This window comes from Corynebacterium atrinae (assembly GCF_030408455.1).
Lineage (GTDB): Bacteria > Actinomycetota > Actinomycetes > Mycobacteriales > Mycobacteriaceae > Corynebacterium > Corynebacterium atrinae.
In genome coordinates, this window is record NZ_CP046977.1 from 2,408,182 (window position 1) to 2,426,896 (window position 18,715).

Sequence of the window (18,715 nt, forward strand, 5' to 3'; positions counted from 1 at the left end):
CGATGACCGGGCACAGTTAAGCAAATAGAGATCTCCTACTTGCTGATGGTCTTACCCACCGAGTGCAGATCCTGGCAGGCCTCGATGATGCGATCGGCCATGCCCTGCTCAGCCTTCTTCATGTAGGAGCGCGGGTCGTAGGCCTTCTTGTTGCCTACTTCGCCGTCGACCTTGAGCACGCCGTCGTAATTGTCAAACATGTGGCCCACGATCGGACGGGTGAACGCATACTGGGTGTCAGTGTCCACGTTCATCTTGATGACGCCGTACCGCAGGGCCTCTTCGATCTTTTCCTTCTCGGAGCCGGAGCCACCGTGGAAGACGAAGTCGAACGGCAGCGCGTCATCGCCCACGCCGAGCTTCTTGCGAGCGACCTGCTGGCCTTCGAGGAGGACCTCGGGGCGCAGCTTCACGTTGCCCGGCTTGTACACGCCGTGGACGTTTCCGAAGGTTGCGGCGAGGAGGTAGCGGCCCTTGTCGCCGGTACCGATGGCGTCGATGGTCTTCTCAAAGTCCTCAGCGGAGGTGTAAAGGTTAGCGCCGGCTTTAGCCTCGACGCCATCCTCTTCGCCGCCGACGACGCCGATTTCGACCTCAAGGATGATGTTGGCAGCCTTTGCCTTAGCCAGCAGCTCCTGAGCAATCTCAAGGTTCTCATCGATCGGGACAGCGGAGCCATCCCACATGTGAGACTGGAACAGGGGAAGCTCGCCACGATCGACTCGCTCCTGCGAGATGGCGATCAACGGGCGGACGTACTCGTCGAGTACTTCCTTCTGGCAGTGGTCGGTGTGCAGTGCAACGTTGATCCCGTAGTGCTTGGCTGCCTCGTGTGCGAATGCGGCGAGGGCAACAGCTCCGGCGACCTTGTTCTTGACGTTAAGACCAGAACCGAACTCTGCGCCACCAGTAGAGAACTGAATGATGCCGTCAGACTCGGCGTCAGCGAAGCCCTTGAGTGCGGCGTTGATCGTTTCGGAGGAGGTGCAGTTGATGGCCGGGAAGGCGTAGCCGCCTGCCTTAGCCCGATCAAGCATCTCGTTGTAGACCTCAGGGGTTGCGATAGGCATATAGATGATCCTCCAGGTTGTCGAATACATCACCGTTTCCGGGAGTCCCCGGAGATCGGTGTTCCGTCTACCAGTATGCCCCTTTTTGTCCGATCGTGCCTGAGCGGTACATCACTTTGATGCCGAAGACAGTCGATGAGGAATAATGAGCAGTCATGGGTATGTCCTTGGTGTTGACTTCAGCAACGATCATCCTGTCCGCTGTTCTTTTCTACTCTGGCATTGGAAAGCTGAGGTTCAGCGCCCGCGAACGTGCTCGCCACATGCACGCAATGGCATACCCAGAAACCCGCCTGACAGCTGTCCTAGCCGCATTGCATCCGTTTGGCGAGATCGGCCTCGCAGCAGCACTCCTCTTCGCTTCCGGTTCCTTTGGAATAGCCGCTTCCGTGATCGTGATAATTTTGCTGGCGTTCTATCTACTGACAATCCTGAGGCAGTATCTTGGTCGCCTTCCAGGTGTTTGTCCTTGCTTCGGACCTCCACGGAAGGTCACCAAGGTTACTATCTTAAGAAACTCCCTATTCCTCGGATTAGGGTTTATGTCTCTGATGGGAGCAATGCATGTCGGCGACGCACCTGTCAGCGTCCTGCTTTCCGCTTGGCCAGTAGTACTCGTCGTCGCCCTCGCCCTGGCTACATTGGTGCTCATTCAACGCGCTGAAAGTGTCGAAGCTCCGCCGGAGGCTGACTACCTACGCCTTCCCACTCCCGATTTTCCGGTATGGCAAAACGGACGCTCGGTGGGATTGCGCCAGCTTTCATTCGAGGGACCAATCCTGCTGGTGGTTGCAGAACACCGTTCCGAGATTGGCGGGGCTACACTCCGCAGGATTCCTGCCTGGCGGAATAAGATCCCTACCGTTCGAGTCCTTGCGGCGGTGCGCAGAGCCGATGCTGAGTGGAAGGATGAGACAGGATCAGATGCCTGGCACCGCGGCTATCTTTTCGATAGCCAGGGTCAGGTATTTGATGGATTTCACATCGATCCTGCTGTACCAACAGCAATCTTGCTCGGGGCCGATGGCCTCTTGGCTGGCGGCCCAGTTTTTGGACGAGAGGCCATCAACAGGTTCGTCGAAGACATCGCCAGGGAGTTGAACGACCAGCCGAACCAACCTGCGTGAGGAGATACCTTCACTGGATGTACATCTCCCAAGCCGCCAAAGAGCGGACCCGACTTTTAGGCTAACTCGGGTTCAGGCATGGCATCTATCAAGAACTCCAGTGTGAACCAGTTCATCGACGAGATCCTGGAAGCCACGGCTCTCCTCCGTGCTCAGCCGACCAGAATTGACCAACTCTGCTACAAGATCTGATTCTCTGCGCGGAGAATGAAATTGATTCCACGCCCATGCACCTTCTGGGCTCAGAGTAAGGAGGCTTCCATTCACCAGGAGCAAAAGTTCCCCTCCCGCGTCGACACCCACCACTCCACTCGCCTGACCTGTCTCGCCTGGTTTTGGCGCTCTACCAGGGGAGATTGTTGCCAAAGCTGGATCCTCAGTTGGTAGGCAATCTGCAGAAAATAGTTCGTCAACCAACGGCCCTACGGAAGACGCTTCGGAATAAACCAACTCGAGTGGCTCACCCAAGGATGTTATAGCGGAGACCAGTGCATCAACCTGCCATCGAGATGACCACAGTGAGGAACTCTGCCCCACCACTGAGCGAAGTGCATCGGGGATGGTCAACTTTCGCAGCTGTGGCTCACCACAATCAGGATCGCGATTCAAAACCACCACCGTTTTCAACGAGAGCGCACCCACTGCGGGGGTTAGACCAAATCGTTCTAGTGGCAGATCAGCCTTCACCAGGGGGTCCCTGCCTACTACCTTGCTTATCGGTTTAGGGAAGGGATGAATTGTCCCGTCTTGTTCAATCGCGACCAATTCGTCAGTGACGTAACGATACCGTGCACCTAAACTCCTCACGAGGGTGCTCTTCCCTGTGCCGCTCGGTGCGACAAATGCCACGACCGATCCAGCCTCGTCCGCCAAAGCGCAGCCATGCAACAAAAGAAGCTCACCCCAGTAGCTTTCGATCGTACGCAGGGCCAAGCTTCGGCTTATGTCATAAGAATACCGGCCAACGTCATCCCGAGAGGCGCACTCCAACGCCATCCGAGTGTCGTCAGGCTCTCTCAGGCAAGAGCGCCAAAGAGCCTCGAATTGTTCGACTTCCGCCCGACCCCAACCCCAGGGGAGGAGAATTGGGAATACTCGTCCCGCACAGTCGAGATAGCGAGGGCCCGGGCGTTCCACGGACATAACAGGAAACTACTACTAAGCGCGCGGCGGAAGTGCCCCTACTCCGTTTGGAGTAGTAGTCGGCAGAGCAACACACGCGCCATCGGGGTAAACAACCGAGGAGCCGCTTCCGTTGACACCACAGTTCCTGAGCCTGTCTACATTTCCACGGACCGAGAAGCGGGTTTCCGGGAAAGTCTCCTGCAAGCCACCGCGTGAGTTGTAGTAAACAGGAGTTCGGCCATTTTGGTTAACGCTGGTCGGGTAGCGTTGCGGCACGGTGAAGGACAGGGACCCGGAGCCGCCAGTGGGTTTCCCATCACGGGTACCGGTTGAAGTGAAGGAAACGACTGTCTTCGGGATCATTGGGTTCGAAGTAGAAGCGATACTGTCATCCCAGTTGATCGATGGGGTGGCGATTCCACAGGTGCTTAACGACGTCGCATTGTCAGCGAGTGCAGTCAACGTGACGGTGAAAGAAGTTGTAGAAGTTCCAGAAGGTGGAGACAGCGCAATGCTGCAGCTAGCACTGGTAGTCCCTGTAGGGACCTTAATCGGGCGCGACGTAGTGAAGTTATAGGTGATCACATCGCCAGCCTTCATGGCACCGTCCGAGGTCACTGGGTTGAGGTAAATCTGAGTGCGCTGGCCGTTGATGTTTCCATCTCCGAAGTAGATCCGGCAAGCAGTGCCCGCGATTTCCGGCACGGTGGGCGAAGCTGCCACAGCAGGGGCGGCAGTAGCGACCATCACAGCAGGAACAGACCAAGCCGCACCCTTGACGAGGGTCCGGCGAGAGATCTGATTGTCGTTGCTCATAAGTTTTCCATTCTTTACGCCCACGGGCGACGTTGCCAGGCTTTGCTTGGGGTCCGCGCATAAAAGCCTGAGAGCTTGTCGTTCATCCCAGCGTATGTTAGTAGATAGTTCAAAATATTTCATCTTATTGGGGGGAAGCCGTTCCGCCCCCTCCTTGAATGCCGAAACAATTTCGGAAGAGCTAATTGACAAGGAAAGCACTTAGCGCCAGCAAGTATGAGAATTAATTACTCTCACGCGACTTTTCCCAGGTCAGAGATCCAAATGACACCATCAAAAAGTTCCCCCACTCTGCCCGGCTCACATGGGGGCACAGAAACATGGCTGACCAATGGATGAAATGGTCGTCGACTAAGTTCATCTGAGTTGAGAAGTATTTCCGACATCTTCTCTCCTGGACGTAACCCAGTGAAGACAATCTCAATATCTTCACCGGACATCTCCACCATGCGCTGGGCAACATCCACAATCTTGACCGGCTCACCCATGTCAAGGACGAGAACTTCTCCTGGGGCCCCAAAAGATCCGGCCTGGATCACCAAAGCACAAGCCTCTGGGATCGTCATGAAATAGCGTTCGACGGAAGGATCTGTCACCGTAATTGGTCCCCCACGTTCGATCTGACTCGAAAAGGAGTGCAGCACAGACCCGCGCGAGCCAAGGACATTGCCAAATCGAACGGACACATACCGGCCATCTTCACTCTTTTGCGCGGCGGCTGCCGTAAGATGCTCGGCGATCTGCTTCGTCCGACCAAGGACAGAAGTAGGTTCTGCAGCCTTATCAGTGGAAATATTTACGAATGTCTCCACTCTTTGCCTCAGGGCTGCGTCAAGAACGTTGCGAGTACCCAAGACGTTGGTTTTCCAACCCTCCTCCGGAAAGCGCTGCAGCATCGGCAAGTGCTTGAGCGCGGCCGCATGAAATACGACATCGGGATCCGACTTCTCGAAGACTTGATTAACTGCCTCAATGTCGCGGATGTCGCAAAGAACCATGTCATCCGTGTCCAGTAGACCATTTCCGTAGATGTCGAGCTGCACGGCACAGAGAGCTGATTCGTCGCGATCCAGGAGGTAGAGCTGAGAAGGGCCGAGCGAGTGTACTTGACGCGCAATTTCTGACCCAATGGAGCCACCGGCTCCAGTGATGAGCACACGCTTGCCCTGCACATAGCCCTTTACGGACTCTAGATCGGTGTCAATTGGAGCACGTCCAAGAAAGTCCGAGACCTCCAAACGTCGGATCTTATCGACGAGGTCGCGCTTGCCAGAGTTTCGAATTGCCACCGGTGGGAGAGTGAGCAATTCAACTTCCGCACTTTTTGCATACCGGCTAAGCCGAGAGACGAGCTCCTTGCCCGGAACAGAGATCGCCAAGATGGCGGTGTCTACCTCATACCGTGCGGCAACGTTCTCCAGATCAACGATCTGGCCCAATACGGGCCGACCCATGAGACGAAGGTGACGCTTGGTGGGGTCATCGTCAAGAAAACCCACCACACGGTAGGGACTTTGGTCATTGATAGCCATGGCCCGGGCCAGTTCGTTACCAGCATCTCCCGCACCGATGATGATGACCGGCTCCTTGCCATCATCGGATTCTCGCGCGAACGCACGAAGTGCTCGAGAGAAGCCACGTCCGGCGACAATGAGTACAACTACTATCGGCGGAACCGCCAGAACCATGACCGGTGGCGCTTTAAGGGGACCAAAGACCAGTGCGGCCACGCTCCAGCCCACAGTGGACGCTGCGAAAGTGAGTAAGCCGAGTGCCAACGCCTCCTCAAAAGAGGCTACTCGGTATCGGCTGCGCAACACCTTAGTCTGTGCACCAAAGGCGAGGTAAGCGACGATGGAAACCGCACCGTAGAGGCCGATCGCCCGCAGGCGCTCACTGCTGATCTCAAAGTCATACCGAAGCAGAGCCAAAAGGAATATAGCCCCCACCCAGCTCAAGACGTCCCACAGCAGAATCAGGGGACGGGAGGGGGTCAGCGCCGCACCTTTTCCAAAAACACTCAAGCTACAAACACCTAACACACAGGGAGAGACCGACACGTCCTCAACGGCCACCACACCACATGGCGCCTCCTACGGTCATGCTTCGAACGTAACGGCATCTCAAAAATGGAATTAGGTAAATGTATACTCGCCAACCCAAGTCAACGGTAATCGTATTTACTTTCCCAATTGACCATCGCCGCTACCTGTCCTTATAAGTAATTTTCAATTGCTTTACTTGGGAAATACTGCCCAAATCTCCCCTCTCCGACTCAAGGAAACTTAGGGGATCGACAACCAAGGCAAGATCGTCCTTAGGCCGCGATCAATCTCGATGGCACAGCTAGAGAATTCCTCGTACCCACCCTTGATGGGATCCTTAATGTCCCGCAAGTACACGGGCAAAAGGGGGATCGCAGTCACATAGTGGGCGATACCTTCGGGAGTCAGGGGCCCTTGCGGGGCCTCCAGCTCCAAGACTTTGACACATCGGGAAAACAGCAGTGTACGGCCTGTTAGGTCCGGCACTTCCTCACGGATCCAATCCACATGATGCTGGGCCATTCCAAGGATAAGTGAGGCCTCCCGAAGTCTCTTGGCTGTTGCCTGCCGAGCCTCGTGTCGGGGCTCGGGTGAGAGAAATGAACTCATTGCGGGGTGCATGCCCCTACCTAAGGCCGCTGCGGTACCTAAAGAACTAAAGTTTTCCGGAGCATTCATAAGCCGCGCTGCCTGATGCTCCGCAAAAGCTGAGCGAGCAATGTTTCCAGTGCAAACAAAAATGACAGGACCTTGATTGGCAATTTCTTCGACACTCGAAGCCTTGGCGCGCCTAGGCCTCCGCCCCTCATGACTGACCGGAGCCCGGCGATGCCGACCAGCCATTGATTATCACCTCAATTTCCTTGCGGTAAAAACTAAATTCAACCCAGCCTGCGAGTAGGTGAGAATAGCATATGACCAGTATAGTAATGATATTGTTTTCATCGTCCTTACGACATCTATTCCATTAGGCGGCTCGGACACACGGAGCAATCAGGTTTTTCCTCGCGACACGCCTCGACGCCCCTTCCGCCACGCTTGACCGCAAACTTGATGCCAAGCCCTCTGGGGCACAAGCTTGCCAAATTGTTGGCAATGATTCCCATTTATTTTCCATCATCTCTACCCAGGAGCACGGAATGAGCCCCTCCGATTTCGCCAAGATCACGCTGCGGAATATTTTGACCATCGTCCTTTCCGTCCTGATCGGCACGGCAGGAGCTTATGGCATTTACTTGCTCCAGAAGCCCACTTACGTGGCGGACGCCACTGCCTACGTGACTGCGATCAACATGGAAGGCGGAACCGACTCGACCTACACCGGCACCTTGTTGGCCAAACAGAAGGTTCGCTCATTTATCCCCGTCTTTACCTCTCGCACAACGGCAGAGCGCGCCATCAGAGATCTGGGCCTACGCAGTCGCCCCGACGAGGTGGTTCAGCGAATCGCTGTTACCGCACCAACCGACTCAGTCGCAATCAACGTTCGCGCCGAGGGGGGTACTCCGGAATCAGCGCGCGCTTTGGCTGATGCCATCGTGTCCGCCGCCTCTATAGAAATTGAGCAATTGGAGGGTGGCCCAACTGCTGGGGTCCGCGTCGTCCCCATGGCCTCAGCAGCCCTGCCCACTAGCCCGGCGTCCCCAATTCTCAGCCGATTCCTGCTTATGGGCTTTCTTGCAGGTCTGATCATTGGCTACACGATCGCTTTCGTGCGCTTCCGCATGGACACCCGCATCCGCACTGTCGTCGATATTGAGGACACACAGGCTTCGGTCGTACTTGGGACGCTGCCCGCCGATAAGTTAGTCGGACGTGACTCCAAGGAGGCCAAAGAAGGCGAGAAGAGCAGCTTCATGAGCCGCGAGGCCCTTAGAAAACTCCGCACCAACTTGCGATTTGTCAGCATTGACAATCCTCCTCGTGCGATTGTCATCACCAGTTCGCAACCTAAGGACGGTAAGTCAACTGTCGCTGTTCGCCTGGCACAGGTCATCGCCGCCAGTGGCACCGAAGTACTGCTTGTCGACGCCGACCTACGTCGCCCCACAATTGCATCCTCCCTGGGGCTGGATGAGACCGTCGGCCTCTCTGGAATCCTCACTGGCGATGTCTTCCTCGACGAAGCTGTCCAATCCACGTCCGACAAGCACCTCCACGTCGTTGCTGCCGGTCAAATCCCCCCGAACCCTTCAGAACTGCTGGGGTCACAGCGCATGCGCGATCTCCTCGCCGTCCTCAAGGACGACTACCAATATGTCATTATCGACGCCCCGCCACTGTTGCAAGTCACCGACGGCGCTCTCCTCGCCGCCTCCGCCGATGGCGCTATTGTCGTTGTCCGTTCCGGTAACACTCGCAAGTCCGAACTCGATGCTGCCGTTCGACATCTTGAAAGCGTCGGAGCTCCTATCCTGGGTACAGTGCTTAACCAGGTGAACACCAAGCGTATGGCCAAGATCCTTAATGGCTCGGACCATTACTACGGATACGGCTACGGTTATTCCAGCCGCTACGAAAGCGTCGTCTCCACCAGTGAAGCCAAGCAACCTGCCGTCGAAGACGTTCCATTCATGAGCACTGAAGTTCCTACCGAAGCGGCTGAAGATAAGCGGGAACGTCGCAGCCGCCAGGCCAACTCTTCCGTCACCAACACCATCTCCCGTCCGTTGAAGCGTTCGCCAGTGGTCTCTACGAATAAAGTCATCGCTGAGTTCAGCGACTCCCCAGAGGTAGACGTGGACAGAGAAGCCTCACACGGTCGGGACTGACCAATGCAGAATGTGATCGTGCCTCTGGCTGATCGAATCAGGCTCGCACACGCTTCAGTAGAATATCTTGCCAATCAGTTGGAAATTCGGTTGATTCACTTCAAAGGCCCGCTAGCAGCACTCGCCTTTCCTAGTCGCCCAAGTGGCATGGGCGACGTCGATATTCTGGTCGATCCTGCGCGCCTTTTAGAATTGGTCGAGGCACTAAAGAGTGAAGGCTGGCAAGCCAACGAGGAACCGCTCTATCCAGAGCTCACTCACGCACTCACCATCTCCGACTCCGCTTGTTTTAGGTGCACCTTTGACTTACACGTCCGCTATCCAGGTATTACCTTGGGGGACCAAGATGCATTTGAGATCTTGTGGAAGCATCGCACAAGGCTGATGCTGGCCGGCCACCGTCTTTTTACTTTGGACAAGCCTGCACATGCTCTCATTCTATTGCTCGAATCTGCGCGGAACATGGCAGAAAACCCAGGACTAAACCATCTCAAGCGGGAGGGCGTCTTATCTGACATTCACCCTGCACACCTGGTAGAAATGTGGTCAATTGCTCAGGAGCTCGGAGCAACCGGCGCCCTATCCAGTGTCATCGACAGTCCCACCAGGTCTGATGCCGTGGCACGCGCTTGGCAATTGCGAGTTAGCTCTCCCGGTGGTTTGACAATGTGGTGGGCTCGTATAAACGACGCGTCTTCCCTCAGCAGAAAGCTGCGGCTCGCCCGGGCTGCTTTGCTTCCTCAGCCAGCCTTTGGTGAGTCGGCTCGTGAGATTCAAACGCCCAGAGTCATCGTCCGCCGCTGGGGACGAGGTTTGAAACAGGTCCTCCATTTGGGCACCAGCTCCCTTTCCCGAGAATGGAGACGTGAGCAAGCTTCCTTAGGCAAGGAAATCCTAAAACCTGCCATTGAAGGTGAGGTCACCAATATCGCTCCCGCGAACAATGAACCGCGAACAAGCCGTAGGCGATCGAGCGCACTTGAAGGATTAGAAGCTGCTATTCCTGACCTGAGCGGTCTACCCTTCGCTGCGGTCGCCCTCAGTAATGAATCCATTGCGGCTCTGGCCCTGCCAGCTGGTGAGCTCATCGTTGTAAGCGGGCCAAGCAGGCTTCTGTGGTTGGCCACCAACAATCCTAGAATCACGGACCCAGTTCAACATGTGGCCGCCAAATTTGCCGACCTCCCACACGATGGCATTGCGCAACTAGAGGCTGCTCTCGCCTCTATGCAGGAGCACGGGCTGGTGAGACATGAGTAGCCGTGCTAAAAGCGGGCTATTTCCAGTAGCAGGGGCAGCCGCTGGCACCCTCCTATACAACTTAGGGCAGTGGTTGATTCTCATATTGTTAACCCAATATGCCGGAATCATTGAGGTCGGCCTCTTTTCTTTGGCGCTTGCAATTAGCGCCCCCTTCAGCTTGCTCACCGGCATGGCCCTGCGCACCGTCTACGTCACCGATGTTGACCCGGAACGCAGCTTCGGAGACTTTCTCGTCCTCCGCCTGGCAGGTTCGACGCTCACCATCGTCGTCTGCCTCTTCTACGCCCTCGCCACTGGCACAATCGGAACGATCTTCGTGGCGGTGGTGTTTTGTAAGTCGATCGACTCGGTCACAGACATTTTCTGCGCTCCACTCCAGGAGAACGGTCGTCTCCTCCGAATTGGATTTCAGAGCGGACTCAACGGCGTGGTCAGTGCAGCATCGGTGGCCTTCTTTCTGGTCTTCCTCGATGCTTCCGTCGATGTGGCAATCCTGTCTTCCCTGCTCGGTTCAATCGCTGCCCTATTAGTCTCTCTTCCAGCGCCCCGAGTGGACACCTTCCGAGCCTCATTTCCCGCCATCCTGCAGATCGCCCAGACCGCATGGCCCTTGGGAATCTCAGCAATGGTTGTATCTCTCATGGCCAATGTGCCTCGTTACGTGCTTAACGGCTATGTAGATGTCGGCGCCGTAGGTATCTTCAGCGCGGTCGCGTATCTCACTGTCATTGGCACGGCGGTCGTGGCAGCTCTGGCCCAGCTACTGCTTCCCCGCCTCGTTGCCACAAACCGGACTTGCAGATACCCAGCACTTCGTTCCGATATTACCAAGCTGGTGGCTCTGACTAGCCTAGCAAGTTCTTTCATCGTCGTGGCTGGGTTCTTTATAGCAAGCCCGCTACTGAGCTGGTTATACGGTAATGAATACAACGAACCCTTCACTTTCACCATCCTCTTAGCCGCCTGGGCGGCCGGAGCCGTAAGTTGGATGATTGACTTAGGGCTTTCCACTCGTCGACAATTCAGGATGCAGTTGATCAGCTCCCTTGTAGCTTTGACTGCCGTCACGATCGCGAGCTTCATCTTGATAGCAAAATTCAATCTAGAAGGCGCCGGGTTAGCGGCTTTGATCGGTTCTGTCATCCACTTGCTTATGCGAGCCATCTTCTTCTACAACCCACCACCCACCGCCCGTCACCGTCGACCCCCTGGCCAGCCAGCTCAGCAGCACCAGCCAGACAGGACTTAGCTCGTGGAATACTTCCTTAGCACCTTGTCCAACTTCCAGTTGGTCGCACCACAACTAGCAATTTGTGCGCTAGCCCTCCTTGCCATTAGTTTGCGAAATCGCAGTGGTTATCCTTTGCCTTATATCGCAGTCTTCTTTGCCTATTTCACTCTGGGCCCGGTTTTGAACTGGACGATGAACGCCGATGTTTACGTCGGAACGGTAGTCGATCGCATCCCTACAGTTACTTGGTGGTATGCCGCCGCCCTCACTACGTGGGCCGTAATGTATCTCTTCTGGCGTTGGCTGCTGCCGGCACGTCACCTACCAACGAAATTGGCCACGGCCAAAAACTCAGGAGTTGAACGGACTTATTGGGGCTTGGACACCCTTAATATCCTGGTCTCGGTTTGGGCAGCGTTCAAGACATTCCAGATTCTTTCTACTGGTGCTACCGACAAATTGCTCACAATTGAGGCCGCCGGCGCGTTCCACTACGATTACCTGCTCATTCAAGTGGCCTTGGGGAGTGCCGCGATCTTGACCTGGAAGGATCGAGGCTTCTCTCCTGCGACATGGATAAACCTACTTACATACTCTATGTATTGCCTAGTAACGTTTGAGCGTGACTTCATCTTCGTCATTTTTGCTCTTCTAATACATATCACGGCGGCAAAATCTTCCCGCTTCCGTCTTTGGATCCCCTTCGTTGGCATTGTTGGAGTGATTGGCGCCACCGCAATCTTTGTGTTCCGCTCAGAGCAAGAAGAATTTGGAATTTCAACTATCCTCGGACAAGGTTCAAATCTCTTCATTGATACGTTTATCCTTGAAGGTCTGACGGCGGGAAACTTCTACCCTATAGAGTCATACTGGGCAGCCCTATTCCGTCAGCCCCCCACCGAGTATGGCAATCTCACAAACTGGATTGTCTACGCGTGGGCCGGAGGTGCCGAAGGTGCGGGCTATGGCTTCTCTATCATTGGCGAGGCATATATGAATGGCGGACTCGCCGCCGTGATAGCCCTATCCCTGGCCATCGGTCTAATTTCAATGTCGCTCTTCCGCGCCGCCGAGAGGTACCCCCTAGCCCTCATGCTATCGGTGTCATTCACGTCAGCCATGATGTACGCAGTGCGCGGCGAAGTCGCGACCTTATCTACAACGATGCTAGTGGCGGTCATCATCGGAGTTGGGGCGGTACTCACCTCGCGGAAGCCTACAGCGGCTTTTTTGGGCGACGATGCTTCAGCCAGGTCCCCTATGGTCTCCGACAGCCAAGGTGAAGCAGGGTTGACCACTAATTAGTGTTGAAGAATGGCATCAGCCACTCTTTCTGCACACTCACGCGCGTCGAAGCGTGACACCTGACTTAGGCCATTTTGGTGTGGCGCAGACCATCTTGACGTCTGGAACTGGGCATTTTGGCGGTGTGAGGGGCTGTTTGTCAGACTAAGCGGGTAGCAGTGGGGGTGGCAGTAGGCTGTGAATCATGCCACCGAAGATCCGCACCGTACCGACTGCGTCCGGTGCCACGGCTGTGCAGGTCATCTGGGGGTATCGGAATCGAAAACCCGTCCTTGATCACCTTGGCTCCGCCCACACTGATGAGGAACTTAGCCTCCTTCTCGCCCGCGCCCAACGCATGATCGACGGCGATCAAATAGGCCTCGACCTAGGACTAAACGACGAGGTCACCATGCCAGCCGGGACAGGCGCGGTGGATAATCCCGTACCCATTACCAGCGAACGCGCCAACCACCTCATCAACGCCATCCACGGCGCCTACCACCAGCTGGGACTACACGAGGCCACCGATCATGACCCAGTCTTCTACGACCTAGTCACCGCACGGATCATCCACCCCGGTTCGAAGTTCGAATCCATCGAAACCCTCGCCGAAATCGGTGTCGCCTCTGCCTCCTACCGCACCATCCAACGACGCCTACCCGTCTACGCCACCACCGCCTTCCGCGACCAGGTCACAAAGGCACTTGCCACCCATGCTGGGATCGGCCCAGGCGTGATGGTCCTCTACGATGTCACGACCTTGTACTTCGAAACAGACAAAGACGACGACCTTCGGAAACCAGGGTTTTCCAAGGAGCGTCGCCTGGAACCCCAAATCACCGTCGGGTTGTTGTCTGATGCCGCTGGGTTCCCCGTAGCGATCGGGGCGTTCGAGGGGAACAAAGCCGAAACCCAGACGATGTTGCCGATGATTGATCGGCTCAAGGATGCTTATCAGCTTGATGACATCACCATCGTCGCCGACGCCGGGATGTTCTCCGCCGGTAATAAACAAGCCGTCGTGGATGCCGGACTGCACTACATCCTCGGTACTCGGGAGCGTGACATTCCCTATCCGATCCAGGTGTGGAGGCAGGCCAATCCCGGGGCGTCCTACACCGACGGGCAAGTATGGAGGTTTGCTGACCGCACGGGCCGTGGACCCGATGGTATCCCGCATTCGGTGACCTACTACCAGTATTCCTGGGATCGGGCACGCCGGACCTTGAAAGGGATCGATGAGCAGGTAGCGAAAGCGCAGCGAGCTGTCGCAGGTCAAGTGCCGGTCAAACGCAACCGCTATGTGGACTTGAAAGCCCCGAATAAGCAGGTCAACCACACCTTAGCGGATAAACACCGCGCACTAGCTGGGGTCAAAGGCTATGAGACCTCACGGGTAGATCTGAATCCTGAGCAGGTCATCGGGGCGTATCGGCAGTTGTTCAAGATTGAGAAGGCGTTTCGGATGGCGAAGTCGGATCTGAAGGCCCGGCCGATCTTCCATCGGAAGAAGGATTCCATTGATGCGCACTTGACGATTGTGATGGCGGCGATGGCTGTGGGTCATGTGTTGGAGCAGCGCTCGGGGTTGTCGTTGAAGCGGCTGGTGAGAACGTTGAAGAAGTACCGATCGTTCACTATTGAGGTCGCCGGTCAGACTGTTTATGCGCAGTCCCCGGTTCCTGCTGAGGTTGAGGAGATCTTGGCTAAGCTTCCTCGTCTGTCTGACTAATTTGGCCTAAGTCAGGAAATCTCTTCATTGATACGTTTATCCTTGAAGGTCTGACGGCGGGAAACTTCTACCCTATAGAGTCATACTGGGCAGCCCTATTCCGTCAGCCCCCCACCGAGTATGGCAATCTCACAAACTGGATTGTCTACGCGTGGGCCGGAGGTGCCGAAGGTGCGGGCTATGGCTTCTCTATCATTGGCGAGGCATATATGAATGGCGGACTCGCCGCCGTGATAGCCCTATCCCTGGCCATCGGTCTAATTTCAATGTCGCTCTTCCGCGCCGCCGAGAGGTACCCCCTAGCCCTCATGCTATCGGTGTCATTCACGTCAGCCATGATGTACGCAGTGCGCGGCGAAGTCGCGACCTTATCTACAACGATGCTAGTGGCGGTCATCATCGGAGTTGGGGCGGTACTCACCTCGCGGAAGCCTACAGCGGCTTTTTTGGGCGACGATGCTTCAGCCAGGTCCCCTATGGTCTCCGACAGCCAAGGTGAAGCAGGGTTGACCACTAATTAGTGTTGAAGAATGGCATCAGCCACTCTTTCTGCACACTCACGCGCGTCGAAGCGTGACACGATGAACTCGCGGGCAGCTAGAGATCGCTTTTCCAGCTTCCCATTTCGCTTTTCCTCCAGAGCACTCTTAAGGCATTCGACCAACAAATTCACGTCTGTCATGGGGTATACCCAACCTGACGTCACCTGCACGGTTTCGGGCAACCCGCCAGCGTTGGAGACGATCTGCGGGCACCCACAAGCGCCTGCCTCTAAAGCGGCGCCATGATTTTCGGAGATTGACGAACTTACAGACACATCAGCGGCGTGGTAGTACGGCTGCACATCTTCGACAGTGTCGATCCATTCCACCTTTTCCGCCCCTTTTGCTATGAGCTTCTGTCGGTGAAGTTCTTCGGTTTCGTCGAAGCCGGAGCCCACTATCACCAATCTCGCAGGTCCTGGATTCTCCGAGGTGAATTGAGACCATGCTTCAAGCAGGATCTCGTGGCCCTTCACGCCAACCTCCTGGCCCAGGATGTCTTTTGGCGCATAGGTATAGGCCACCATGATGGCAACAAACTCCTCTGGTGCAATTCCCAAAGATCGACGCACGTCTATCTTGGGCAAGGCACTGGGAAGGAACACGGAAGTGTCAACCCCATAGGGGATGGTGAGATGTCTGGAGGGGCGTGGTCCACAGAGTTTTTCATACTCTTGGAAGGTGAACTTGCTTCCTGAAATCAGAACACTATCCATCCGCCGGAGCACACCCTCCACTTTGGAAATAATTGGGGACTCCAAATACAGTGGGCCCGCCACCATGTGAACTCGGGGGACTCCCGTGAATACCGAGGAGATTCGAGCTGCCAAAGCGCTGGCATATAGGTGATAGAAGATTACCGTCGGCTTTAGCGAGCTAATGAGACGACGTAGCTGCCACAACCCTCTCACAGTTCTCCTGGACGGTCGGAAAGTGAAGTCAAAGGGTGAGTCAAGCACTGCAATATCTAGGTCATCTAGTCGCTTCCGGAGACGACCAGGACCAGCCGGGATAATGAGAGTGACCTTTGCTCCCCTCCGCAAGAGTTCAACCACCTGCACGCGGATCCAGAAGCCCCCCGAGTTGGTCTTCAGAACGATCACCACATGAGGCTGCTGCCTTGGCCCACTGTTCAACTACTTACCCTTCCAAGTTTCCTAAGAAACTATCTGTCGAGCATTAAGAGGATCTTTGCGCTTAGAGATTACTAATGTGAGGATACTAGACTTAGCTGAAGCCGTAGCTGGCTCCATTGTTCATCTCAAGAGACGAGGCCGCATTCCAATGACTTCATCCGAATCCTCAGGTCTTCGCCAGATTTTTCTCTCGAAGGCCGATGTCGGTCAAGTGGAAATCGACGCCGTTACCCGGGCTGTCTCATCTGATTGGATAGCGCCATTAGGCCCCGAAGTCGACGCATTCGAGGAAGAGGTCGCCGCCTACGTCGGAGCCCGCCGTGCCGTTGCTCTTTCTTCCGGCACAGCCGCCTTGCACCTTCTGCTCATCCAGGCTGGCGCCACGAAAGGCACCACCGTGCCGACCTCGACTCTAACTTTCGCCGCCACAGCCAACGCAATCGCCTATACCGGCGCAACACCGCACTTCGTCGACGCCAAGCCGGATGGCAACATTGACCCAGGTTTGCTCATCGAGGCTGTCGATTCCCTCCAGGCCGACGGCCACGTGGTTCCGGCCGTGGTAGCCGTCGACATCATGGGTCGCTGCTGCGATTATCCGGATTTCGAAGAAGAGCTGAACAGTCGTGGGGTCTTGCTTATTGCTGATGCGGCGGAGTCAATGGGCGCCTCGTGTGACGGCCGGATGGCAGGTTCTTTCGGCATGGGGTCCGCCATCAGCTTCAATGGCAACAAAATCATGACGACGTCAGGCGGTGGCATGCTCGTCACCAACAGCGACGAGGTTGCCGATCGGGCTCGCTATCTGGCTACTCAAGCCCGACAGCCCGTACCTTGGTATGAGCATACCGATGTGGGTTACAACTATCGGCTATCCAACATCCTCGCTGCCCTCGGCCGTGCGCAGTTGTCTCGCCTAGACGACATGATTGCTCGCCGCAGAGAGATCCGCAGGACCTATGAAGAGTCATTGTTGCCCCTAGGAGTTCGACTTCTAGGAGAGTCTGGAACCGAAGGTTTCCAGGTAGAGAACTGCTGGCTGACAACCATCGAGCTACCAGCCGAACACCCGGCAACCCCCGAGTCATTCATTGCAAAACTCGCCAGCCAAAGGATCGAAGCCCGTCACTTGTGGAAGCCAATGCATCTTCAACCCGTATTCCACGGATTAGAGGCGACTCTCAATGGCGAGTCTGAGCGTTTGTTCAGGCAATGCGTAACCATTCCCAGCGGTTCCGGTCTGACGGATGACGATGTGAATCGCGTCATCGCGGCTATCAACGAGGTCATGGCATAAGCATGAGTTTCTATCGTCGCCGTGGCAAACGCGCTTTTGACCTCGCGGTCGCCACCCCGCTACTCGTCATCAGCCTTCCAATCCAAATTGCACTGGCCACCACTATTCGTTTCAGCCTCGGATCACCAGTGCTTTTTGCTCAGGAGCGCCCCGGCCTCAATCATCATCCCTTTACTCTGTTGAAGTTCCGCAGCATGAAGAACCCCGATCCGGCAAGAGGATTGATCACGGATGAGCAGCGCTTGACCAAGCTCGGGGCTTTCATGCGGTCCACCAGCTTGGATGAGCTCCCTAGTTTGTTCAATGTGGTGCGGGGGGACATGTCTTTGGTGGGTCCCCGCCCGCTCTACAGCCACTACGTACCTTTGTATACCGCGAAGCAGGCTCGACGACATCATGTCCGTCCCGGGATTACCGGTCTTGCCCAAGTCTCTGGACGCAACGCGGTGAACTGGGAAGATAGGTTCGATCTCGACGTTAACTATGTCGACAGATTGTCGTTTGGCGGTGATCTCCAAATCTTGCTGCGCACTATAACCACAGTGCTTCGCCGGGACGGGATTTCCGCCGAAGGGCACGTGACAATGCCGGAGTTCCGCGGATCTAACGGTTGAGTAGCCTCGCCGGATTCCCCACCACGGTGACTCCCGGTGGCACGTCCTTGACCACGATCGCTCCTGCTCCCACGAACGCCTCAGCACCAACGGAGATTCCTTGCCGTATGACTGCTCCGGCGCCTATCGTGCACCCGGCCCCCAAACGCACATTGCCAGATACTGAAGCTAAGGGCATCACCGTCACGAAGTCCTCCACAACGGTATCGTGCCCGACCGCAGCACCACGCCCAATGTGGGTGTGGAGGCCCAGGTCGATATTAGTGGTTACGGTTGCGCCTGCGAAGATTACTACACCAGGCTGGATGCGTACGTCATCGTCGAGGAAGGCACCCGGGTGGACTGCAATCGCGGGTTCCACCGAGACCTTTTGGGCTACAGTCCGTCGGACCCTCGAGTCCCCGATGCCGATAAGGAAAGGACTATCGACCTCCCGCACTTCTCCGAGCCAAGTCCCACTAATTCTGTCAAGCAAGCGAGCGTCTGGCGCTTGGTCATCATAGAAACCGTGGGGTTGAATCTCCGACGCACCTGCCCTTTCGATCGCGCGAAGAACTCCCCAGACCTCACGCCCGTGACCACCTGCACCTACGACTGAAACCATCGTCATTGTGGCCTACTTCCCGTTGATTCCCTAGTGATACCCTCACACTGTAGCT

At 55.9% G+C, this 18,715-nt stretch carries 15 protein-coding genes; 9 read left to right on the forward strand and 6 right to left on the reverse strand.

Annotation, left to right across the window (positions count from 1 at the left end; genetic code table 11):
- Nucleotides 1-35: 35 nt before the first annotated feature.
- Nucleotides 36-1,070, reverse strand: coding sequence for a class II fructose-bisphosphate aldolase (gene fbaA / locus CATRI_RS11840; protein ID WP_290217839.1), 1,035 nt, complete (start codon nucleotides 1,068-1,070; stop codon nucleotides 36-38).
- 155 nt (nucleotides 1,071-1,225) lie between these two features.
- On the opposite strand from fbaA, the gene CATRI_RS11845 reads away from it, so the two are divergent.
- Nucleotides 1,226-2,197 carry a MauE/DoxX family redox-associated membrane protein gene (locus tag CATRI_RS11845; protein WP_290217841.1) on the forward strand — a complete coding sequence of 324 codons (972 nt, stop codon included), beginning with the start codon at nucleotides 1,226-1,228 and terminating at the stop codon, nucleotides 2,195-2,197.
- A 1,158-nt stretch (nucleotides 2,198-3,355) separates the two neighbouring features.
- Here CATRI_RS11845 and CATRI_RS11850 read toward each other — a convergent pair.
- The 3 genes from CATRI_RS11850 to CATRI_RS13580 all read right to left on the reverse strand — a co-directional run bounded on the left by CATRI_RS11850 (nucleotide 3,356) and on the right by CATRI_RS13580 (nucleotide 7,026).
- Nucleotides 3,356-4,138, reverse strand: coding sequence for a hypothetical protein (locus CATRI_RS11850; protein ID WP_290217842.1), 783 nt, complete (start codon nucleotides 4,136-4,138; stop codon nucleotides 3,356-3,358).
- Between the two features lie 233 nt (nucleotides 4,139-4,371).
- Nucleotides 4,372-6,162 (reverse strand): nucleoside-diphosphate sugar epimerase/dehydratase, encoded by a 1,791-nt coding sequence (locus CATRI_RS11855; RefSeq protein ID WP_290217844.1) that lies wholly within the window; start codon nucleotides 6,160-6,162, stop codon nucleotides 4,372-4,374.
- A gap of 261 nt (nucleotides 6,163-6,423) precedes the next feature.
- Nucleotides 6,424-7,026: an arsenate reductase/protein-tyrosine-phosphatase family protein gene (locus CATRI_RS13580; protein ID WP_353959722.1), complete on the reverse strand. Its 603-nt coding sequence runs from the start codon at nucleotides 7,024-7,026 to the stop codon at nucleotides 6,424-6,426.
- Between the two features lie 296 nt (nucleotides 7,027-7,322).
- On the opposite strand from CATRI_RS13580, the gene CATRI_RS11860 reads away from it, so the two are divergent.
- The 6 genes from CATRI_RS11860 (at nucleotide 7,323) to wzy (CATRI_RS13585) (ending at nucleotide 14,988) form a co-directional block, all read left to right on the forward strand.
- The gene (locus CATRI_RS11860) at nucleotides 7,323-8,954 is read left to right on the forward strand and encodes a tyrosine-protein kinase domain-containing protein (RefSeq protein WP_290217846.1); all 1,632 of its coding nucleotides are present in this window, start codon (nucleotides 7,323-7,325) and stop codon (nucleotides 8,952-8,954) included.
- An 18-nt stretch (nucleotides 8,955-8,972) separates the two neighbouring features.
- Nucleotides 8,973-10,214 (forward strand): nucleotidyltransferase family protein, encoded by a 1,242-nt coding sequence (locus tag CATRI_RS11865; protein ID WP_290217848.1) that lies wholly within the window; start codon nucleotides 8,973-8,975, stop codon nucleotides 10,212-10,214.
- The gene (locus tag CATRI_RS11870) at nucleotides 10,207-11,466 is read left to right on the forward strand and encodes a lipopolysaccharide biosynthesis protein (RefSeq protein WP_290217850.1); all 1,260 of its coding nucleotides are present in this window, start codon (nucleotides 10,207-10,209) and stop codon (nucleotides 11,464-11,466) included. Before CATRI_RS11865 ends, CATRI_RS11870 begins: the two co-directional genes overlap by 8 nt.
- 3 nt (nucleotides 11,467-11,469) lie before the next feature.
- Nucleotides 11,470-12,753 (forward strand): O-antigen polysaccharide polymerase Wzy, encoded by a 1,284-nt coding sequence (gene wzy, locus CATRI_RS11875; RefSeq protein ID WP_290217851.1) that lies wholly within the window; start codon nucleotides 11,470-11,472, stop codon nucleotides 12,751-12,753.
- A 184-nt stretch (nucleotides 12,754-12,937) separates the two neighbouring features.
- The gene (locus tag CATRI_RS11880) at nucleotides 12,938-14,467 is read left to right on the forward strand and encodes an IS1634 family transposase (RefSeq protein ID WP_290216554.1); all 1,530 of its coding nucleotides are present in this window, start codon (nucleotides 12,938-12,940) and stop codon (nucleotides 14,465-14,467) included.
- A gap of 74 nt (nucleotides 14,468-14,541) precedes the next feature.
- Nucleotides 14,542-14,988 (forward strand): O-antigen polysaccharide polymerase Wzy, encoded by a 447-nt coding sequence (gene wzy / locus CATRI_RS13585; RefSeq protein ID WP_353959749.1) that lies wholly within the window; start codon nucleotides 14,542-14,544, stop codon nucleotides 14,986-14,988.
- On the opposite strand, the gene CATRI_RS11885 is transcribed toward wzy (CATRI_RS13585), so the two are convergent.
- Entirely contained in the window at nucleotides 14,985-16,115 is a 1,131-nt protein-coding gene (locus CATRI_RS11885) for a glycosyltransferase family 4 protein (RefSeq protein ID WP_353959723.1), read from the reverse strand. The two genes, wzy (CATRI_RS13585) and CATRI_RS11885, sit on opposite strands and share 4 nt — an antisense overlap.
- A 178-nt stretch (nucleotides 16,116-16,293) precedes the next feature.
- Here CATRI_RS11885 and CATRI_RS11890 point away from each other — a divergent pair, with 178 nt between their 5' ends.
- Complete coding sequence (locus CATRI_RS11890) at nucleotides 16,294-17,442, forward strand: DegT/DnrJ/EryC1/StrS family aminotransferase (RefSeq protein ID WP_290217854.1); 1,149 nt, start codon at nucleotides 16,294-16,296, stop codon at nucleotides 17,440-17,442.
- A 2-nt stretch (nucleotides 17,443-17,444) separates the two neighbouring features.
- A complete protein-coding gene (locus CATRI_RS11895) occupies nucleotides 17,445-18,056 on the forward strand; it encodes a sugar transferase (RefSeq protein WP_290217856.1) in 612 nt (203 codons plus the stop codon).
- Here the strand turns inward: CATRI_RS11895 and CATRI_RS13590 are convergent.
- Nucleotides 18,046-18,666 carry an acetyltransferase gene (locus tag CATRI_RS13590; protein ID WP_353959724.1) on the reverse strand — a complete coding sequence of 207 codons (621 nt, stop codon included), beginning with the start codon at nucleotides 18,664-18,666 and terminating at the stop codon, nucleotides 18,046-18,048. The two genes, CATRI_RS11895 and CATRI_RS13590, sit on opposite strands and share 11 nt — an antisense overlap.
- Nucleotides 18,667-18,715 lie beyond the last annotated feature (49 nt).